At 56.7% G+C, this 18,592-nt stretch carries 20 protein-coding genes; 18 read left to right on the top strand and 2 right to left on the bottom strand.

Annotated features, from left to right (window positions below; genetic code table 11):
• Nucleotides 1-279 precede the first annotated feature (279 nt).
• From rplO to ACR0K5_RS10995, 18 genes are all read left to right on the top strand, one after another.
• Nucleotides 280-753 carry a 50S ribosomal protein L15 gene (gene rplO, locus ACR0K5_RS11080; RefSeq protein WP_480629732.1) on the top strand — a complete coding sequence of 158 codons (474 nt, stop codon included), beginning with the start codon at nucleotides 280-282 and terminating at the stop codon, nucleotides 751-753.
• Between the two features lie 109 nt (nucleotides 754-862).
• The gene (gene secY, locus ACR0K5_RS11075) at nucleotides 863-2,227 is read left to right on the top strand and encodes a preprotein translocase subunit SecY (RefSeq protein WP_480629731.1); all 1,365 of its coding nucleotides are present in this window, start codon (nucleotides 863-865) and stop codon (nucleotides 2,225-2,227) included.
• A complete protein-coding gene (locus ACR0K5_RS11070; protein WP_480629730.1) occupies nucleotides 2,224-2,868 on the top strand; it encodes an adenylate kinase in 645 nt (214 codons plus the stop codon). Before secY ends, ACR0K5_RS11070 begins: the two co-directional genes overlap by 4 nt.
• A 228-nt stretch (nucleotides 2,869-3,096) precedes the next feature.
• Nucleotides 3,097-4,209 carry a glycosyltransferase family 87 protein gene (locus ACR0K5_RS11065; RefSeq protein ID WP_480629729.1) on the top strand — a complete coding sequence of 371 codons (1,113 nt, stop codon included), beginning with the start codon at nucleotides 3,097-3,099 and terminating at the stop codon, nucleotides 4,207-4,209.
• 240 nt (nucleotides 4,210-4,449) lie between these two features.
• Nucleotides 4,450-4,818 carry a 30S ribosomal protein S13 gene (gene rpsM, locus ACR0K5_RS11060; protein ID WP_008757392.1) on the top strand — a complete coding sequence of 123 codons (369 nt, stop codon included), beginning with the start codon at nucleotides 4,450-4,452 and terminating at the stop codon, nucleotides 4,816-4,818.
• A gap of 15 nt (nucleotides 4,819-4,833) precedes the next feature.
• Nucleotides 4,834-5,223 (top strand): 30S ribosomal protein S11, encoded by a 390-nt coding sequence (rpsK, locus tag ACR0K5_RS11055; protein ID WP_008757289.1) that lies wholly within the window; start codon nucleotides 4,834-4,836, stop codon nucleotides 5,221-5,223.
• Nucleotides 5,224-5,338: 115 nt separating this feature from the next.
• On the top strand, nucleotides 5,339-6,355 hold the full coding sequence (locus ACR0K5_RS11050) for a DNA-directed RNA polymerase subunit alpha (protein WP_117870179.1): 1,017 nt from the start codon (nucleotides 5,339-5,341) through the stop codon (nucleotides 6,353-6,355).
• Between the two features lie 118 nt (nucleotides 6,356-6,473).
• Nucleotides 6,474-6,896, top strand: coding sequence for a 50S ribosomal protein L17 (gene rplQ, locus ACR0K5_RS11045; RefSeq protein WP_152456909.1), 423 nt, complete (start codon nucleotides 6,474-6,476; stop codon nucleotides 6,894-6,896).
• 159 nt (nucleotides 6,897-7,055) lie between these two features.
• The gene (locus tag ACR0K5_RS11040; RefSeq protein ID WP_480629728.1) at nucleotides 7,056-8,441 is read left to right on the top strand and encodes a trypsin-like peptidase domain-containing protein; all 1,386 of its coding nucleotides are present in this window, start codon (nucleotides 7,056-7,058) and stop codon (nucleotides 8,439-8,441) included.
• Between the two features lie 3 nt (nucleotides 8,442-8,444).
• Nucleotides 8,445-9,755 (top strand): replication-associated recombination protein A, encoded by a 1,311-nt coding sequence (locus tag ACR0K5_RS11035; protein ID WP_480629727.1) that lies wholly within the window; start codon nucleotides 8,445-8,447, stop codon nucleotides 9,753-9,755.
• 106 nt (nucleotides 9,756-9,861) lie between these two features.
• A complete protein-coding gene (locus ACR0K5_RS11030; RefSeq protein ID WP_480629726.1) occupies nucleotides 9,862-10,116 on the top strand; it encodes a hypothetical protein in 255 nt (84 codons plus the stop codon).
• A 120-nt stretch (nucleotides 10,117-10,236) separates the two neighbouring features.
• Nucleotides 10,237-11,280, top strand: a complete 1,044-nt coding sequence (locus tag ACR0K5_RS11025; RefSeq protein WP_480629725.1) for an RluA family pseudouridine synthase — start codon at nucleotides 10,237-10,239, stop codon at nucleotides 11,278-11,280.
• A complete protein-coding gene (locus ACR0K5_RS11020; RefSeq protein ID WP_480629724.1) occupies nucleotides 11,277-11,948 on the top strand; it encodes an HAD-IA family hydrolase in 672 nt (223 codons plus the stop codon). Before ACR0K5_RS11025 ends, ACR0K5_RS11020 begins: the two co-directional genes overlap by 4 nt.
• 3 nt (nucleotides 11,949-11,951) lie before the next feature.
• Nucleotides 11,952-12,659 carry an ATP12 family chaperone protein gene (locus ACR0K5_RS11015; protein ID WP_480629723.1) on the top strand — a complete coding sequence of 236 codons (708 nt, stop codon included), beginning with the start codon at nucleotides 11,952-11,954 and terminating at the stop codon, nucleotides 12,657-12,659.
• Nucleotides 12,660-12,864: 205 nt separating this feature from the next.
• A complete protein-coding gene (locus tag ACR0K5_RS11010; RefSeq protein ID WP_480629722.1) occupies nucleotides 12,865-13,881 on the top strand; it encodes an amino acid ABC transporter substrate-binding protein in 1,017 nt (338 codons plus the stop codon).
• Nucleotides 13,882-14,007: 126 nt separating this feature from the next.
• Nucleotides 14,008-15,240, top strand: coding sequence for an amino acid ABC transporter permease (locus ACR0K5_RS11005; RefSeq protein ID WP_480629721.1), 1,233 nt, complete (start codon nucleotides 14,008-14,010; stop codon nucleotides 15,238-15,240).
• Between the two features lie 3 nt (nucleotides 15,241-15,243).
• Nucleotides 15,244-16,542 (top strand): amino acid ABC transporter permease, encoded by a 1,299-nt coding sequence (locus tag ACR0K5_RS11000; protein ID WP_480629720.1) that lies wholly within the window; start codon nucleotides 15,244-15,246, stop codon nucleotides 16,540-16,542.
• Nucleotides 16,543-16,554: 12 nt separating this feature from the next.
• Nucleotides 16,555-17,346: an amino acid ABC transporter ATP-binding protein gene (locus ACR0K5_RS10995; RefSeq protein WP_480629719.1), complete on the top strand. Its 792-nt coding sequence runs from the start codon at nucleotides 16,555-16,557 to the stop codon at nucleotides 17,344-17,346.
• A gap of 50 nt (nucleotides 17,347-17,396) precedes the next feature.
• On the opposite strand, the gene ACR0K5_RS10990 is transcribed toward ACR0K5_RS10995, so the two are convergent.
• Both ACR0K5_RS10990 and ACR0K5_RS10985 read right to left on the bottom strand, forming a co-directional pair.
• Nucleotides 17,397-17,894 (bottom strand): SixA phosphatase family protein, encoded by a 498-nt coding sequence (locus tag ACR0K5_RS10990; RefSeq protein WP_480629718.1) that lies wholly within the window; start codon nucleotides 17,892-17,894, stop codon nucleotides 17,397-17,399.
• Complete coding sequence (locus ACR0K5_RS10985) at nucleotides 17,891-18,577, bottom strand: ferredoxin (RefSeq protein WP_480629717.1); 687 nt, start codon at nucleotides 18,575-18,577, stop codon at nucleotides 17,891-17,893. Before ACR0K5_RS10985 ends, ACR0K5_RS10990 begins: the two co-directional genes overlap by 4 nt.
• Between the last annotated feature and the right edge of the window lie 15 nt (nucleotides 18,578-18,592).

The raw sequence follows: 18,592 nt of genomic DNA, 5'->3' as shown, positions 1-18,592 counted from the left end.
CTACCACCCCGGCATGGCAAGGGGTATTTGTTAAAGTCGCTGCATTTCGTGGTCAAATTTCGGTTAGAGGCCGATGGGGTGCCCTTTGGGTATCACTTTGGAAATCTGGTCCCGGACCCTTTGTAGGTATCTCAGAGCAGATGGCAATCTACAGGCTTGTCAAGTGCGGTCATCGGGCCTATACGCCTGCGGTGGCTTTCTGCCACGAGAATCAAAACCAAGAAATGCCGTGTTTGGCCCATCACGCTTCGGGGTCATATCCGGCTTAGGAGAAGCGACATGAAACTGAACGAATTGCGCGACAATCCCGGCGCAGCACCTAAACGCACCCGCGTTGGCCGTGGTCCGGGTTCCGGCAAAGGTAAAATGGGTGGCCGTGGTATCAAAGGCCAAAAATCTCGCTCGGGTGTGGCCATCAATGGCTACGAAGGCGGTCAGATGCCATTGTACCAGCGTCTTCCCAAGCGCGGCTTCAGCAAGCCGAACCGCAAGGAATTCGCCGTTATCAACCTGGGCCTGATCCAGAAATTCGTCGAAGCCGGTAAATTGGACGCCAAGGCTGCGATCACCGAGGACGCTCTGGTTGCGTCCGGTCTGGTGCGCCGCAAGCTGGACGGTATCCGCGTTCTGGCCAAAGGTGAAATCAGCACGAAAGTGAACCTGGAAGTCACCGGTGCTTCGAAAGCTGCTGTTGAAGCGGTTGAAAAAGCGGGCGGTTCACTGAAAGTCACAAAAGCTGCTGCGGCAGAGTAAGCGCTTGTGAGCGGGCGAAGACCCGCTTACATAGACTTCAGAGTTTTCCAAGACGCCGTCCGAGCCGGAAAACGGTTCCGGGCGGCGTTTGCATAAGAGAGACCGATTTATGGTATCAGCAGCAGAACAAATGGCAGCCAATACAAGCTGGGCTGCTTTGGGCAAAGCCACCGATCTGCGCAACCGCATCCTGTTCACGCTGGGTTTGCTGATCGTCTATCGTCTGGGCACCTTCATTCCGGTGCCTGGGATCGACGGTGCAGCCTTGCGCGAGTTCATGGAGCAGGCGGGGCAGGGCATCGGCGGCATGGTTTCGATGTTCACCGGCGGGGCGCTGGGACGGATGGGTATCTTTGCCCTCGGTATCATGCCCTATATTTCCGCCTCGATCATCGTGCAGCTGCTGACATCGATGGTTCCGGCGCTCGAACAGCTCAAGAAAGAGGGCGAGCAGGGCCGTAAGAAAATCAACCAATACACCCGGTTCGGCACCGTGGCGCTGGCCACTGTTCAGGCTTATGGTTTGGCCGTTTCATTGGAATCGGGTGATCTGGCGACCGACCCTGGTCTCTATTTCCGCATGTCGACCATGATCACGCTGGTTGGCGGCACCATGTTCCTGATGTGGCTGGGTGAACAGATCACCGCGCGCGGCATCGGCAACGGTATTTCTCTGATCATCTTTGTTGGCATCATCGCCGAGGTTCCGGCTGCACTGGCGCAATTCTTTGCGTCTGGCCGTTCAGGAGCGATCAGCCCTGCCGTTATCGTTGGTGTGATCATCATGGTGATCGCCGTGATCACCTTCGTGGTCTTCATGGAACGCGCGCTGCGCAAGATCCACATCCAATACCCGCGCCGTCAGGCCGGTATGAAGATCTACGAAGGTGGCTCCAGCCATCTGCCGGTCAAAGTGAACCCGGCAGGCGTTATTCCCGCGATCTTTGCAAGCTCGTTGCTGCTGCTGCCGGTGACGATCTCGACCTTCTCGTCCGGTGCTGCCAACGGGCCGATCATGTCGTGGCTGTTGGCCAACTTTGGTCCGGGACAGCCGCTTTACCTGCTGTTCTTCGCCTCGATGATCGTGTTCTTCGCTTATTTCTATACGTTCAACGTGTCGTTCAAACCGGATGATGTGGCAGACAATCTGAAAAAGCAGAATGGTTTTGTGCCGGGTATCCGCCCGGGTAAAAAGACCGCTGAGTACCTGGAGTATGTGGTTAACCGCGTACTGGTTCTCGGTTCGGCCTATCTGGCACTGGTCTGTCTGCTGCCCGAGATATTGCGGAACCAGTTTGCCATTCCGTTCTATTTCGGCGGTACGTCGGTTCTGATTATCGTTTCTGTGACCATGGACACGATCCAACAGGTCCAGAGCCACTTGCTGGCGCATCAATACGAAGGGCTTATTGAAAAGTCTCAACTGCGTGGCAAGGGAAAGAAACGCGGCAGGAAGGGGCCCGCTCGTCGATGAACATCATTCTTTTGGGCCCGCCGGGGGCGGGCAAGGGCACGCAAGCGCGCCATCTGGTCGAGACACGCGGCATGGTGCAGCTGAGCACCGGAGACATGCTGCGCGAAGCCAAGGACAGTGGCACAGAAATGGGCAACCGTGTCGCCGAAGTGATGGCCAAGGGCGAACTGGTCACTGATGAGATCGTGATTGGTCTGATCCGTGAAAAGTTGGAAGCCGGAGCCGAGGGTGGGTTCATCTTTGACGGCTTCCCGCGCACGCTGGCACAAGCGGATGCTCTGGGCGACCTGCTGGACAGCACGGGTGAAACCCTGGATGCCGTGATCGAGATGGAAGTCGATGACGCGGCACTCGTCCAGCGCATAACAGCCCGGTCGACCTGCGGTGGTTGCGGTGAAGTTTACAACGACATCACCAAACCGATTCCGACAGACAGCAAGTGCACCAATTGCGGCAAGGAAAATGACTTCAAGCGCCGCGCGGATGACAATGAGGAAAGCCTCAAGACCCGTCTGATGGAGTATTACAAGAAAACCTCACCGTTGATTGGCTATTATTATGCCAAAGGTAAGCTGACCAAGATCAACGGTCTGGGCGAGATCGAAGAGGTTCAGGGAGCGATAGCGTCTGTCCTCAAATAGATGACATCTGTTCTCACCTGATGTACGAAATTGAAGCCCCTTGATCTTCATCGAGGGGCTTTTTCATTAAAATTATAGCTTTACGACACCACCTGATATGCAGGTATGTGTCTTTTGATGTATCCTTACCGAATTGAAACGGACCAAACCGAGATGAACTGGATCAAACGATACCTGATCTTCGTCCTTACAAGTGTGATTTCTGTTTTCCTGTTATGTGCGTATTTCATGGCGACCAATGGCGGGTACGACTTTTCCGGGCAGCTTATCGGGCGCGATTTTCTGAATACTCACACGGGTGGTCTTCTGATTTCGGGCGGTCGATGGGAGGTTCTGTACCAAGCAGAAGAGTACTGGGCCGAAATCAAGGCGCTGCATGGCCCGGATTATCCGATTCATAGCTGGTCCTATCCACCGCTATTGTGGCCGCTTTCGCAGCTTCTCAGTCACTTCTCATATTTTGCGGCGTATACGGTCTGGTGCATTCTGGGGCTGGCAATGGTCTTTGCTGCCGTACGAACGTTGGGACTCAGCTGGTATTGGGGCGTGTTCATCTATTTGTCACCCGCAGGACTATTGAACTTTTTGGCAGGTCAAAACGGTTTCATCTTGTCTTCTTTGATGATGATGGCGCTTGGGCTCACTCTTAGGCGCAAAGCTGTGGCAGCGGGCCTTGGATGGGCCATCCTTGCCGTGAAGCCTCATTTGGGTGTGTGTGTCGTGCCGATGCTTGTTGGGCAAGGTCAGATCAAAACCATGATCTGGGGCGCTGTCTTTTTGGGTTTGGCGATTTCGTTCACTCTGTTTGCCTACGGGGTGGAGCCGTGGGTTCTGTTTTTTGACGTAACCTCGAAACAGCAGGTTTTTGTGATTGAGAATTGGAAAGGCGCGATCGAGTGGATGGTGCCAAGCGGCTTCATGCAGGGACGCAATTTGGATCTGCCGCTCTCTTCTTCATATCTTCTTCACGTCCTGATCGCTTTGGCCGCGGTACTTCTGTTAGTTTTGTGTTGGCCGGGCAAAGACGGGCATCTTCATGACTGGGCGTTATGGCTTGTCACCGGGACTTTAGTGATTTTGCCATACAGCTTCGTTTACGATTTCGTCATGCTTCAATTTGCGGTGGCGCTATGGTTTGAAAGCGGTCGTGGCATTTTTCCTGAACGGCTTAGGCAAAGAGAAATGCCGATGATCGCCGTTGCATGGACGTTGGCATGGTTGGCTCCTCTGGTGGCAGCGCTCTTCAAACTTCAGCTTGCTCCAATCATATTGCTCTTCATCCTGTATCAGATGGCGAGGTCAAAAAGTGAGAGACGGGGCGCCACCGAAGCAGAGATTTGAATGGCAAGAGCGCCTGCTGGCAGCCAACCAAACAACGGCCGGTCAGATATAGGCTTGACGTTGTCCAGAAAAGCCCATATCGACCCACATCCCTATGGGAATCACAATTGCGTGCAGGATTCGCCCGGTACGTGATTATCACCTCGCAAAATGCTGGACCCACTGGCCTCACTGCCACGGTCAAGCGTTGTGAAAAAAGGTTCTGGAGTTACGGAACCGCAACGAAAAGGAAAGTGACACGTGGCACGTATTGCCGGCGTAAACATCCCGACTGCCAAACGGGTACCTATCGCCCTCACATATATCACCGGAATCGGCAACACTTCGGCCAAAGCGATCTGCGAAGCCGTGGGCATTGAAGCGCACCGTCGCGTCAACGAGCTGTCCGACGCCGAAGTTCTGGCCATTCGTGAACACATCGACGCAAACTTCACCGTTGAAGGTGACCTGCGTCGTGAAGTTCAGATGAACGTCAAGCGCCTGATGGACCTGGGCTGCTATCGCGGTCTGCGTCACCGCCGCAACCTGCCGGTTCGCGGTCAGCGCACCCACACCAACGCTCGTACCCGCAAAGGCCCCGCAAAGGCCATCGCTGGTAAGAAGAAATAAGGGAGGGTCTGACTGATGGCACGTGACAAGACTCGCGTTAAGCGCAAAGAGCGCAAGAACATCGCATCGGGCGTTGCCCATGTGAACTCGACCTTCAACAACACCAAGATCCTGATCTCGGACGTACAGGGCAACGCCATCTCGTGGTCGTCTGCCGGTACCATGGGCTTCAAGGGATCGCGGAAATCGACTCCCTACGCCGCTCAGATGGCTGCAGAAGATGCAGGCAAGAAGGCGCAGGAACACGGCGTCAAGACGCTGGAAGTCGAAGTTCAGGGTCCCGGTTCGGGCCGTGAATCGGCTCTGCGTGCGCTGGCTGCAGTGGGCTTCAACATCACGTCGATCCGTGACGTGACACCGATTGCTCACAACGGCTGCCGCCCGCCGAAGCGCCGCCGCGTCTAAGCGATTTTGAATTGAGCTGGGGCCAGTGTTTTCGCACGGCCCCAGCACGTCATTTTGAACCTCGGGCGTCTGCACCTTGTTGGTCATGGGGCGCGGACAGGAATGGAGGGATTACATGATCCACAAGAATTGGGCAGAATTGATCAAGCCGACCCAGCTGGAAGCCAAGCCGGGCAATGATCCTGCGCGTCAGGCGACCCTGGTTGCCGAACCGCTGGAGCGTGGCTTTGGTCTGACGCTGGGCAACGCCCTGCGCCGCGTCCTGATGAGCTCGCTGCAAGGTGCGGCCATCACCAGCGTCCAGATTGACAACGTCCTGCACGAGTTTTCGAGCGTAGCAGGCGTGCGTGAAGACGTCACCGACATCATCCTGAACCTCAAGCAGGTTGCCTTGCGCATGGAAGTCGAAGGCCCCAAGCGCCTGTCGATCAATGCGAAAGGCCCCGCGGTCGTCACTGCGGGCGACATCAGCGAAAGCGCTGGTATCGAGGTTCTGAACCGCGATCACGTCATCTGTCACCTGGACGATGGCGCTGACCTGTTCATGGAACTGACCGTCAACACCGGCAAGGGCTATGTCTCGGCTGAAAAGAACAAGCCGGAAGATGCGCCTATCGGCCTGATCCCGATCGACGCGATCTATTCGCCGGTCAAAAAGGTCGCTTATGACGTTCAGCCGACCCGCGAAGGTCAGGTTCTGGACTACGACAAGCTGACTCTGAAGATCGAAACCGATGGTTCGATCACGCCGGAAGACGCGCTGGCTTTTGCCGCGCGCATCCTGCAGGATCAGCTGTCGATCTTCGTCAACTTCGACGAACCGGAATCGGCAAGCCGTCAGGACGAAGACGATGGTCTGGAGTTCAACCCGCTGCTGCTGAAGAAAGTGGACGAGCTGGAACTGTCGGTCCGTTCGGCAAACTGCCTGAAGAACGACAACATCGTTTACATCGGCGATCTGATCCAGAAAACCGAAGCCGAGATGCTGCGCACTCCAAACTTCGGCCGCAAGTCGCTGAACGAGATCAAGGAAGTGCTGTCCGGCATGGGTCTGCACCTCGGCATGGATGTCGAGGACTGGCCGCCCGACAACATCGAAGATCTGGCCAAGAAATTCGAAGACGCGTTCTAAGCGCGTCTTCCCAAATGCCCGGGCTGCCGGGGACTATATGGGCACTTCCGCCCCAAGGAGAGCCGGTGACACGCATCGCCGGCCAGACAAAGCAAAACGCGAAAGAAGGAACTAGAAAATGCGTCACGCACGTGGCTACCGCCGCCTGAACCGTACTCATGAGCACCGCAAGGCGCTGTTTGCGAACATGGCTGGCTCGCTCATCGAACATGAGCAAATCAAAACAACCCTGCCCAAGGCAAAAGAACTGCGCCCGATCGTTGAAAAACTGATCACTTTGGGCAAGCGCGGCGACCTGCACGCCCGCCGTCAGGCCGCAGCACAGCTGAAAGAAGACAAAGACGTCGCAAAGCTGTTCGAAGTTCTGGGCCCCCGCTATGCCGAGCGTCAGGGCGGTTATGTCCGCATTCTGAAAGCAGGCTTCCGCTATGGCGACATGGCCCCGATGGCGATCATCGAATTCGTTGACCGCGATCTGGACGCGAAGGGCGCGGCCGACAAAGCCCGCGTTGCCGCCGAAGAGGCCGCAGACGAAGAATAAGATCTGAACCAAAATCAGATTTGAACCTCCGTTCGGGAAGCCGGACGGAGGTTTTTTCGTTCAGGCTTATCGAGACAACTGACAGGACATACTGAAGCGCCGACTTGCAATTCAGATTAGGTGTCAGCATATCTGAGCCAATCAAAAAACGGAGCCGCCATGATCCGCGCGATGCTGACCCTCATTGCTTTGACCAGCGCTATGCAAGCTATGGCCGAGACGAAAATTCCACAGTCACAAGCAGAGATTTCCCTGGGGTTTGCCCCAATCGTAAAGCAAGCCTCGCCGGCAGTGGTGAACATCTATGCCAAGATCGTACGGCAGGATCGTGCAAACCCGTTTTTCTCGGATCCGTTCTTTCAGGATTTCTTTGGCCGAGGTTTTGGAGAGCCACGTCAGCGGGTTCAAAACTCGCTGGGTTCAGGGGTTATTTTGTCTGACGATGGTTACGTTGTTTCCAACTATCACGTGGTCGGGTCGGCGACCGAGATCCGGGTTGTTACAACGGATCGGCGCGAGTTCTCAGCTAAGGTCGTGCTGGGTCATGAGGAAAGCGATATCGCGATCCTGCGTCTGGAAGAGGCAGAAGACCTGCCTTCTCTGTCCCTGCGCGATTCCGATCTGGTCGAGGTTGGAGAACTGGCCCTGGCCATCGGAAACCCGTTCGGAGTGGGGCAGACAGTGTCGTCCGGCATTATCTCGGGGCTGGCGCGCACAGGCACCGCAACCGGCAATGCCCGCGGCTATTTCATTCAGACAGATGCGGCGATCAACCCGGGGAACTCCGGTGGGGCGCTGATCGATGTGAATGGCCATCTCATCGGGATCAACACCTCAATTCTGACCCGATCGGGTGGATCAAATGGCATTGGCTTTGCCATACCGGCAAATCTGGTGGCGGAATTCCTGAAGCAGGCGCAGCAAGGAAATGACAGTTTCGTCAGTCCGTGGGCCGGTATGTCGGGTCAACACATGAGCGCGGATATCGCGGAATCCCTTGGTCTGGCCATCCCTCTGGGCGTTGTGATCTCTGACCTGCATGAACTCAGCCCGCTACGCGACGCGGGGTTGAGAGTCGGGGATGTCGTCACCCATGTAGATGGGGATGAAGTAAATTCGCCTGCCGAGATGAAGTTTCGAATGTCCGTCGCCGGGGTGGGTGGAACATCGGTTCTGACCCGTTTGCGTGGTGAGCAGAGTGATGAGGTTGAGGTGGCCCTGATCAAAGCCCCCGATATTCCTGCCGCGGAAGAAACGACGCTGAATGATGACACTGTTCTTCCGGGGCTGGTAGTGTCTCGGGTCAATCCTGCCGTGATCGCCAATATGGGTTTGTCGCTGTCCCAGACCGGTGTCGTTGTTGTCGATCCCGGCCCGTACGGAGGACGCGCGGGATTGCGACCCGGGGATATTCTTGAAAGCATCAATTCTGACGATATTCAGCGCCCTCGGGACGTTGAAAACGCGCTGACCGATCCGGGCCGGCGCGTGCAGATAGGTCTTCTGCGTGGGGGCCGGTCAGTCTCTTTGCGGTTCCGGTTGTGACCTTTGAGTGATCTGTTCGATACCGGGTCGACGGAACCCGCCGCCTCTCCACATCGGCCTCTGGCGGACCGGTTGCGGCCTCAATCACTGGCCGAGGTGATCGGGCAGGAACAGGTATTGGGGCCAGAGGCACCATTGGGTGTCATGCTGGCAGCAGGAAGTTTGTCCAGCCTGATCTTCTGGGGGCCGCCCGGTGTTGGAAAGACGACGATCGCACGCTTGTTGGCACGGGAAACTGATCTGCATTTCGTTCAGATCAGTGCGATTTTCACCGGCGTGCCGGATCTGAAAAAAGTCTTCGAGGCCGCCAAGATCCGCCGCCAGAACGGACAGGGGACCCTGTTGTTCGTGGACGAGATCCACCGTTTCAACAAGGCACAGCAAGACGGGTTTCTGCCCCATATGGAGGACGGCACCATCCTGTTGGTGGGCGCAACGACTGAGAACCCGTCCTTTGAGCTGAACGCCGCTGTTCTGAGCCGGTCGCAGGTGCTGGTGCTGGAACGGCTCAGCCTCGCTGATCTGGAACGTTTGACCCAACGCGCTGAAAAAGAACTGGACCGTGCATTGCCATTGACTCCTGCTGCACGCGATGCGTTGCAGGAAATGGCCGATGGCGACGGTCGGGCTTTGCTGAACCTGATCGAACAGGTCTCGGCCTGGAAGGTGGATGCGCCGCTGGATCCAGATGCGCTGTCGACGCGGCTGATGCGACGGGCTGCGAAATATGACAAATCCGGTGATGAACACTACAACCTGATCTCGGCGCTGCATAAATCGGTGCGTGGCTCTGACCCGGATGCGGCTTTGTATTGGTTCGCACGAATGCTGACCGGAGGGGAGGACCCACGGTATCTTGCGCGCAGAATCACACGGATGGCGGTCGAGGACATAGGCTTGGCTGATCCACAGGCCCAGGCCATATGCTTGCAATCGTGGGAAACCTATGAACGTCTGGGTTCACCCGAAGGGGAGTTGGCGCTTGCTCAGGCGCTGGTCTATCTTGCCCTGGCGCCAAAATCCAACGGCGCCTATGTCGGCTACAAGGCGGCCATGCGGCTGGCCAAACAATCCGGCAGCGAGCCGCCGCCCAAGCATATCCTGAATGCTCCGACTTCTTTGATGAAGGATCAGGGATATGGTGCGGGTTATGCGTACGACCATGATGCCGAAGATGGGTTTTCCGGTCAGAACTACTTCCCCGAAACAATGAAACGCCCGGTGTTGTATCAACCGGTCGAACGCGGGTTTGAGCGTGAGCTGAAGAAACGCCTCGATTACTTCGCCAAGCTGCGGACACAGCGGAACAGCTAGTTACGCTGGATAAATGTTGGCCGTGCCGCAGCGTCACAGGCGACGGGATTGAAATTGAACGCTTCCCTTAGGTCAACATCTCCAGGGGAGGACAGGATATGCCGGTTTGGCGGAAAAGGTCGTCCCACATGGTAAAGCACGCAACGCAGCCGAAGAAATGGCCCATGAAATCGCCCGTTTTCCCCAAGAGGCCGTTCGCGCTGACCGTCGATCAATCATCGAGAAGCATGGGATGCCGGTCCGCGAAGTGCTTAAGGTCGAATGGGCCAACGGGTTGGAAGCCATTCGCCGCGAAGGCACCGCAGGTGCACGCCGTTTTCGGGACGGAGCAGGGCGACACGGAGACTTCTTGAACATCTGAGTTCAACAGCCGGATACCTTGACTCTTGCCGCGTAGCGCGCGACAGACGCCCATGATTTCTGGGACACGGACAAACACGCAATCCGGGCGGATCACCCGCGCGGAACAAGGGGTAATGGCATGAGTGGCGTACAGATGATTGCAGTCGCTGAAGGGGATGGGGACCAGCGTGTAGACCGCTGGCTGCGCCGACTGTTTCCGCATGTCAGCCAAGGCCGTATTGAAAAGATGTGTCGCAAAGGAGAACTGCGTGTTGACGGAAGCCGCGTCAAAGCCTCGACCCGATTGGAAGTAGGGCAGGTGGTTCGGGTGCCGCCCCTTCCGGTTGCCGGTCACAAACCGGTTGAGGTCAAGCACCGTATCTCGGATGCGGATGCCAAAATGATCCAATCCTGCGTGATCTATCGTGACGATCACATTATGGCGCTGAATAAACCGCATGGTCTGCCGGTGCAGGGCGGCAGCGGGCAGACCCGGCATGTCGACAGCCTGTCTGAGGCGCTGCGGTTTGGCTATGACGAGAACCCTCGCCTCGTGCATCGCTTGGACAAGGACACATCCGGAGTTCTGCTGCTGGCCCGCACGCGAGAGGCCGCCAAGGGTTTGACCGCCGCTTTCCGCCATCGCGATACGCGCAAAATCTACTGGGCATTGGTGGCCGGTGTTCCGACGCCTTACCTGGGTGAGATCAAGACCGGTCTTGTCAAAGCGCCGGGTCATGGCAAGCACGGTGAGGGCGAAAAGATGATCCCCGTGCACATGAACGAGATCGACGGCACCCCCGGTGCGAAACGCGCGCATACACACTATGCAACGCTCTACCGTGTGGCTGGCCGAGCCTCATGGGTTGCGATGGAGCCAATCACCGGGCGCACCCACCAATTGCGGGCCCATATGGCGGCCATCGGGCATCCGATTATCGGCGACGGAAAATACGGTGGCTCGGGTCAGGAGAATCTGGGTGATGGTTGGGGTGCGCAACTGGGTGGGATTATCAGCAAAAAGCTGCATCTGCACGCGCGGCGGCTGTCTTTTCTGCATCCGGTGACGCGGAAACCCGTGACGGTAACTGCGCCTTTGCCTGAACACATGAAACACAGCTGGGACTCGTTCGGTTGGACCGAGGATCTGGCTGCTGACGACCCGTTTGAGGAGTTGCAATGAGCACACCCTTGCGGCTGGTTCTGTTTGATGTCGACGGAACGTTGGTCGACAGCCAGGGCAGTATCGTTCACTCCATGACACTCAGCTTTCAGGCTGTTTCGGTTCCCGTGCCCACACGTGCGGCGATCCTGTCCATCGTCGGGCTGTCCCTACCGCACGCCATTGCCCGGTTGGTGCCGGATCAACCGCTCTCGGTCCAGAACGATCTGGTTGAAGGGTACAAAGAGGCCTATCACGCGCATCGTCTTGACTTGGGGGTGGCCAGTTCTCCGCTCTACCCAGGTGCGCGCGAGGCGATTGAAGCATTGCACGCTGTGCCAGAAATGCTTCTTGGCGTGGCCACCGGCAAGTCGCAGCGCGGGTTGGACGCGTTGATCGAAGCGCATGGGCTGGAAGCGTATTTCGTAACCCGGCAGGTCGCGGATCATCATCCATCAAAGCCGCATCCGTCCATGGTGCTGACCGCATTGGCGGAAACCGGAGTTGATCCGGCCTGCGCGGTGATGATCGGCGATACGAGCTATGACATGGATATGGCCGCTGCCGCCGGTGTGCGCGGTATCGGCGTAACCTGGGGGTATCACGACCGATCGGTTTTGACCTCTGCCTCTTGCATTATCGAAACCTTTGACCAGTTGCCCGAAGCGCTGGCCGGGATGTGGGACTAAAACATGAGCGACTGGAAACCGAAGCGCTTCTGGAAAGACTGCACTGTTGTTGATGCTGATGATGGATTTACTGTTGAACTGGACGGTCGCCGGGTCAAAACGCCTGCCAAAGCAGGGTTGATCCTGCCAACCCGTTCCATGGCCGAAGCGGTCGCGGCAGAATGGGACGCACAGGAAAAAGAGGTTGATCCCTCAGTGATGCCGTTCACCCGCTCGGCAAATGCAGCAATTGATAAGGTCCGCCTCCAGCACGGGGAAGTTGCCGACATGCTGGCAGACTACGGCGACTCTGATCTGCTGTGTTACCGGGCGACCCACCCGCAGGAATTGCAGGATCGCCAGAGCGCTGAATGGGACCCCGCCTTGGATTGGGCAGAGACAGCACTTTCAGCCCGTTTGGTGCCGATTGCAGGTGTACTGCACCAACCACAATCCGATTCTGCCCTAATGACACTGCGTTCGCGGGTTCACGGGCTTGATGCGTTCCAGTTGGCAGCTTTCCACGATCTCGTCAGCCTTTCTGGATCCTTGATTCTCGGGTTCGCGGCAGCCATGAATTGGCGCAAACCGGACGAGATATGGCGCATTTCAAGATTGGACGAAATCTGGCAGATCGAACAATGGGGCCATGACGAAGAAGCCCACGAGGTCGCTGAGACAAAGAAAGCGGCATTTCTGCATGCTAAGCGTTTCTTTGATATGTCGGTTTGATCCTTAATTCCTGATTTTTGAGCAAATCTGTAAACAGCTTGGGGCCTGATGCATCGTTTTCGATGATCCGACCCTTGACGTTTGTTTATGAATACGCCCAAACTCGGTGCCACTAAAGGGGAGACACCTTTGGGGTAACCTATCCGGCATCCACTTGCCGGGCAGAGCCGCCTCGAATGGGGCGGAAAATCAGGAAGAGGTAAAAATGAAAAAATCCGTAATCTTGGGCGCGGCAACGATTGCCGGTCTTGCTGCTGGCGCAGCCATGGCAGGGACCGTTGACGACGTTAAAGCACGCGGCAAGCTGAATTGTGGTGTGACCACCGGTCTGGTTGGTTTTGCTGCGCCCGACGCCAATGGCGAATGGCAGGGCTTTGACGTATCGCTGTGCCGCGCTGTTGCTGCTGCCGTTCTGGGCGACGCCAACGCCGTTGAATTCGTTCCGACCACTGGTAAGACACGCTTTACCGCTCTGGCCTCGGGCGAGATCGACATGCTGGCAAGGAACACCACCTGGACCTTCAGCCGCGACGTCGACCTGAAGTTCGAATTCACCGGCGTGAACTATTATGACGGTCAGGGCTTCATGGTTCCCAAGGCGCTGGGCGTCAGCTCGGCCAAGGAACTGGACGGCGCCCGTGTCTGCATCCAGACCGGCACCACCACCGAGCTGAACCTGGCCGATTTCTTCCGTGCCAACAACATCAGCTATGAGCCGGTTCCGATCGAAACCAACGCCGAAGCACAGCAGCAGTACCTGGCTGGCGCATGTGACGTTTACACCACCGACGCATCGGGTCTGGCTGCAACTCGTGCCACCTTCGAAGCACCGGACGAGCACATCCTGCTGCCTGAAATCATCTCGAAAGAGCCGCTGGGCCCGTTGGTCCGTCATGGCGATCACGAGTGGGGCGACGTTGTCCGCTGGACTCTGAACGCGCTGGTTTCGGCTGAAGAACTGGGCGTGACCTCGGCAAACATCGACGAGCTGAGCGCAGGTACAGATAACCCTGAAATCAACCGCCTGCTGGGAACAGAAGGCACTCTGGGCGAAATGCTGGGTCTGGATGCCGACTGGGCCGCGAAAGCGATCAAAGCTGGCGGTAACTATGGTGAAGTCTTCGCCAAGAACATCGGTGAAGAAACACCGATCGGTCTGGCGCGCGGCCTGAACGCACAGTGGACCGAAGGCGGCCTGCTGTACTCGCCGCCGTTCCGCTAAGGCATTAATGGAAGAGGGCGCAGGGCAACCTGCGCCCTCTTCCACAATAAACTGCTGCGGGCAGATGCAGAGCGGGGAAAACCTCGCCGATATAAAGTAGCTCGCAAGCCACGGGGATCCCAAAATATGTCGACTATGACTGACCCACCGAAAGCTGATTTTCGGTTGTCTATGCTCATAAACGATACCCGCTATCGCTCTCTTACATTTCAGGTGATTGCGGCCATCGTTATTGCGCTTTCTATCTGGTATCTGGGCAACAACCTGATCCAGAACCTCAGGGCCGCAGGGCTCAATATTTCCTACGCTTTCCTCGGCGATTCCGCCGGGTATGACATCAACCAGCGTCTCGTTGAGTATGACAGTCAGTCATCACATGCACGTGCAGCGCTCGTAGGTTTGTTGAACACACTGCTTGTTGCCTTTCTGGCCTGCATAACCGCAACGATTTTCGGTGTGACCGCGGGTGTTTTGAGACTGTCGAACAACTGGCTCGTATCGAAACTGATGGCGGTGTATGTCGAGATCTTCCGAAACATCCCGGTACTGATCTGGATCATCATCATCTTCACGATAATGACGGCCGTAATGCCCGCACCAAGCGCGTTTCGTGGGGAAAATCCGTCGTCATCGATGCTGTTTGGTTCTTTTGCCTTCACCAATAGGGGCATCTATTTTCCGCGTCCTGAATTCGCCAATGGCTTGTTTGCATCGGCTGCTTTGAACTGGTTGCTGGTCATCGCAGTTCTGATCGGATCCTGGTTCGTTAGCGGCGAAGTTGAAAAACGCGCAACGAAGAAACAGGAAGAAACCGGCGAGCGTCCCGCGACTCTGTTGCCAAAGCTGGCCATCTGGTTGGTACCTTTGGTGTTGTTGATGGTTATCATGGGTCTGACCTGGGATGTCCCGGAGCTGAAGCGCTTTAACTTCAGCGGTGGCCTAAATGCCGGCGGCCCGTTGATTGCACTTTGGTTCGCCCTTTCGATCTATACCGGAGCCTTCATCGCGGAAAACGTGCGCGCGGGTATTCAGGCGATCAGCAAAGGTCAGACCGAGGCTGCCGCCGCGCTGGGCTTGCGCCAGGGACGGATCATGAATTTGGTCATCCTGCCCCAGGCGCTGCGGGTTATCATCCCACCGCTGATCTCTCAGTATCTGAACATCACCAAAAACTCGTCTCTCGCGATTGCCGTGGGTTATGCGGATATCACCGCAACACTGGGTGGTATCACCCTGAACCAGACCGGTCGTGCGATCGAATGCGTTCTGCTGCTGATGTTGTTCTACCTTACAGCCTCGCTGCTGATTTCGACGGGGATGAACATCTACAACGCTTCCGTCAAGCTGAAGGAGCGCTGAGCCATGAGTGATCAAACTACAAACCCGATCGCCTTCGTGGCCGAAGGCACAATCCCTCCCTCGCCGCCACCGGCGAATGAGACGGGTGTCATCAAATGGCTGCGCGAGAATCTGTTTTCGGGGGTCGTCAATTCGATCCTGACAGTACTGTCGCTTATCCTGATCTACATCCTTCTGAAGAACACCTTGCCATGGTTTCTGAACGGAGTGTGGAACGCCAACTCACTGGCAGAATGCCGCGAGATTCTGGACGGCAAGACCGGAGCCTGTTTCGCGGTTCTCACGGAACGCTGGCCTCAGTTGATCTATGGGTTCAAATACCCCACCGATGCCTATTGGCGCCCGAATCTGGCCCTTGTGCTGATGCTGGTGGCAATTGCCCCGGTACTGTTCTTTGACCTGCCACGCAAGTTGCTGTTGTTCACTGCGGTCTATCCCTTCCTGGCGTTCTGGCTGATCTGGGGTGGCACGATCCTTGTTCCTGTGGTCGCGCTTGTTGGCTGCGTTGCCGCCGGTGTTGTTTTCCAAAAGCTGGGCAACAACAGCTTTGCGGCCGGTTTCTTCGGAGCAATTGTTACCGCGCTGGTCGTTTGGAAGGTCGGCGGAGCCTTAATCCCGGAAGGTGCATCAGAGAATGCTTGGCTTACAGCCGTTCCCAGCCGTGACCTGGGTGGTTTCATGCTGAACATGATGCTGGGCGTGACCTGTGTGTCGCTGTCGGTGCCACTCGGGATCGCTCTGGCCTTGGGGCGTCAGTCGAACATGCCTCTGATCAAGTGGGTCTGCGTCATCTTCATCGAATTCATCCGTGGCGTTCCACTGATCACGCTGCTGTTCGTGGCTTCGGTGATGCTGGCGTATTTCTTCCCGCCTGACAGCACGGTCGATCTGTTCCTGCGTGTTGTGATCATGATCACCATGTTCTCAGCCGCCTATATCGCCGAAGTAATTCGGGGCGGTTTGGCAGCGCTTCCGCGCGGACAGTACGAGGCGGCAGACAGTCTTGGGCTGGATTATCCGCAGGCAATGCGGCTTATCATCCTGCCGCAAGCACTGAAGATATCGATCCCCGGCATCGTGAACGTGGCCGTGGGCCTGTTCAAGGACACCGTTCTGGTCTCTGTTATCTCAATGTTCGATCTTTTGGGCATGATCCGGGGTCCAATCCTGGCGTCGACCGAATGGAATGGTGTCTATTGGGAACTTCTGGGGTTTGCTTCGCTTCTGTTCTTCGTCGTCTGCTACGGCATCTCTCAATATTCACAGTGGCTCGAGCGTCGCCTTGCCACCGATCACCGTTAAGGAGTTCAACACATGTCTGAACTTGCAATTGACCGCGAAATCGACCGCTCCAAGATGCAGGTGAGCGACGAGGTCGCCATCGAAATCAACGCTATGAACAAGTGGTACGGGTCTTTCCACGTGCTGCGCGATATCAATCTGACCGTCAATCAGGGCGAGCGGATCGTGATCGCGGGCCCGTCGGGCTCGGGTAAGTCCACCCTGATCCGCTGCCTGAACGCGCTGGAAGAACACCAGCAGGGCAAGATCGTCGTGGATGGAATCGAACTGTCGAATGATCTGAAGAACATCGACAAGATCCGATCCGAGGTTGGCATGGTGTTCCAGCACTTCAACCTGTTCCCGCACCTGACCATTCTGGAAAACTGCACGCTGGCCCCGATCTGGGTGCGTAAGACGCCCAAGAAAGAGGCCGAAGAGCGCGCGATGCATTTCCTTGAAAAGGTGAAAATCCCGGAGCAGGCCGACAAGTTTCCCGGCCAGCTTTCCGGCGGTCAGCAGCAGCGTGTGGCGATTGCCCGCTCGCTCTGCATGATGCCGCGGATCATGTTGTTCGATGAACCAACATCGGCGCTTGACCCTGAGATGATCAAAGAAGTGCTCGACACCATGATCGAGTTGGCCGAAGAAGGCATGACCATGCTTTGCGTGACCCACGAGATGGGCTTTGCCCGGCAGGTCGCCAACCGCGTAATCTTTATGGATGCTGGCCAGATCGTGGAACAGAACGAACCGGAAGAGTTTTTCAACAATCCGCAAAGCGAGCGGACAAAGCTGTTCCTCAGCCAAATCCTGGGCCACTAATCCCAATCGAGATCTTAGAGAATGAAGGCGGGGTGTTGCCCCGCCTTTTTCTATTCGATCAACTCACGCGGGATGGTGAACCCCAGCACTGTCCCGGTTTGCCATCGGACCTCGGCCCAGTTGTTTGCATCGAATGCCATGACTGTTGTTGCACAGGTTGGATAATCGAAAAAGCGCATATGGTCTGGGGGCTGTCGGACAAGGCGGTTGGCAAAATCGGCTATTCCGGGATTGTGGCCCAGCATCAGCACAGTCGGTTTCGTAGCACCTGACAGCTCTAGCAACATGTCCTCAGAGTCTGCGTGATAGAGCGTTTTGTGAAAAAGGATCTTTTGAGCTTGTAAGCCCATCCGGTCCCATGTTTCGCGGGTGCGGGTTGAAGTCGAGCTTAGCACTTCATCCGGTAGCCAGCCGTTTTCGCGCAACCACTCAGCAATAGCGGGGGCTGATCTGCGTCCACGCTTGTTCAGCGGACGTTCATGATCGCCCAGCCCTGGATGGTCCCAGCTGGATTTCGCGTGGCGCGTCAGGATTAGGGTGCGGGTCATGACGGATGAAAGGCCCTCATATGATGGGCTGACTGTTCGGGATCGCGCCTCGCGCCCGCGCTGAGCGGGCAGGAGAGGCGTGCCAGACAACCTCCTGTCATGCAGGTCTGACCTTCAGGAGTGTTAAGATGGTCGTGGCAGACGTCGATGTTATAGAAGTCTCGCGCGTTCAGCGCCCCGACTGGGCATGTCGTTGTGCAAGGCGCGGCACAGGTTTCACAAGGTGATACGCCGGAGGTTTCGGGGATACCGAACTCTTCCGCAAAGTGCAGTGCGCCGCGATACGAAATCATCATGCCAACGGTATCGTGCACGAGCGCCCCGACCGGGCTGCTGAACGTACGCCCTGATTTGAGCGCCCAGTCGATGAATGGGGTGTAAGGAGGGCCGCCAAACGGGAAATAGGCCTGAGCGCCAAGCGCCAACGCCATCTGGCTGACCACCCTTGTCGACCACCGGTCTACCGGGTCGGGTCGTTGCCATTCTGGGGAGGCTTTCAAAACGGGCCAGAATTCCGCACCGGCCCCCAACAGGATCAGTGTACCGGTTTCGAGTTGTTTGGTTGCGACACGACGAGGATGCAGCGCGCCCATGACGATCAACCCGGCCTGACGGGCCGCATTTTCAACCTGTTCAAAGGTCGCAACATCGGGATCAGAGGAAGGCTGTGCAAGGTGTGTCATGTCTCCTCCTCCCGT

This window comes from Ruegeria sp. AB9 (assembly GCF_056542585.1).
This window is presented reverse-complemented; position numbering and strand designations above follow the sequence as displayed.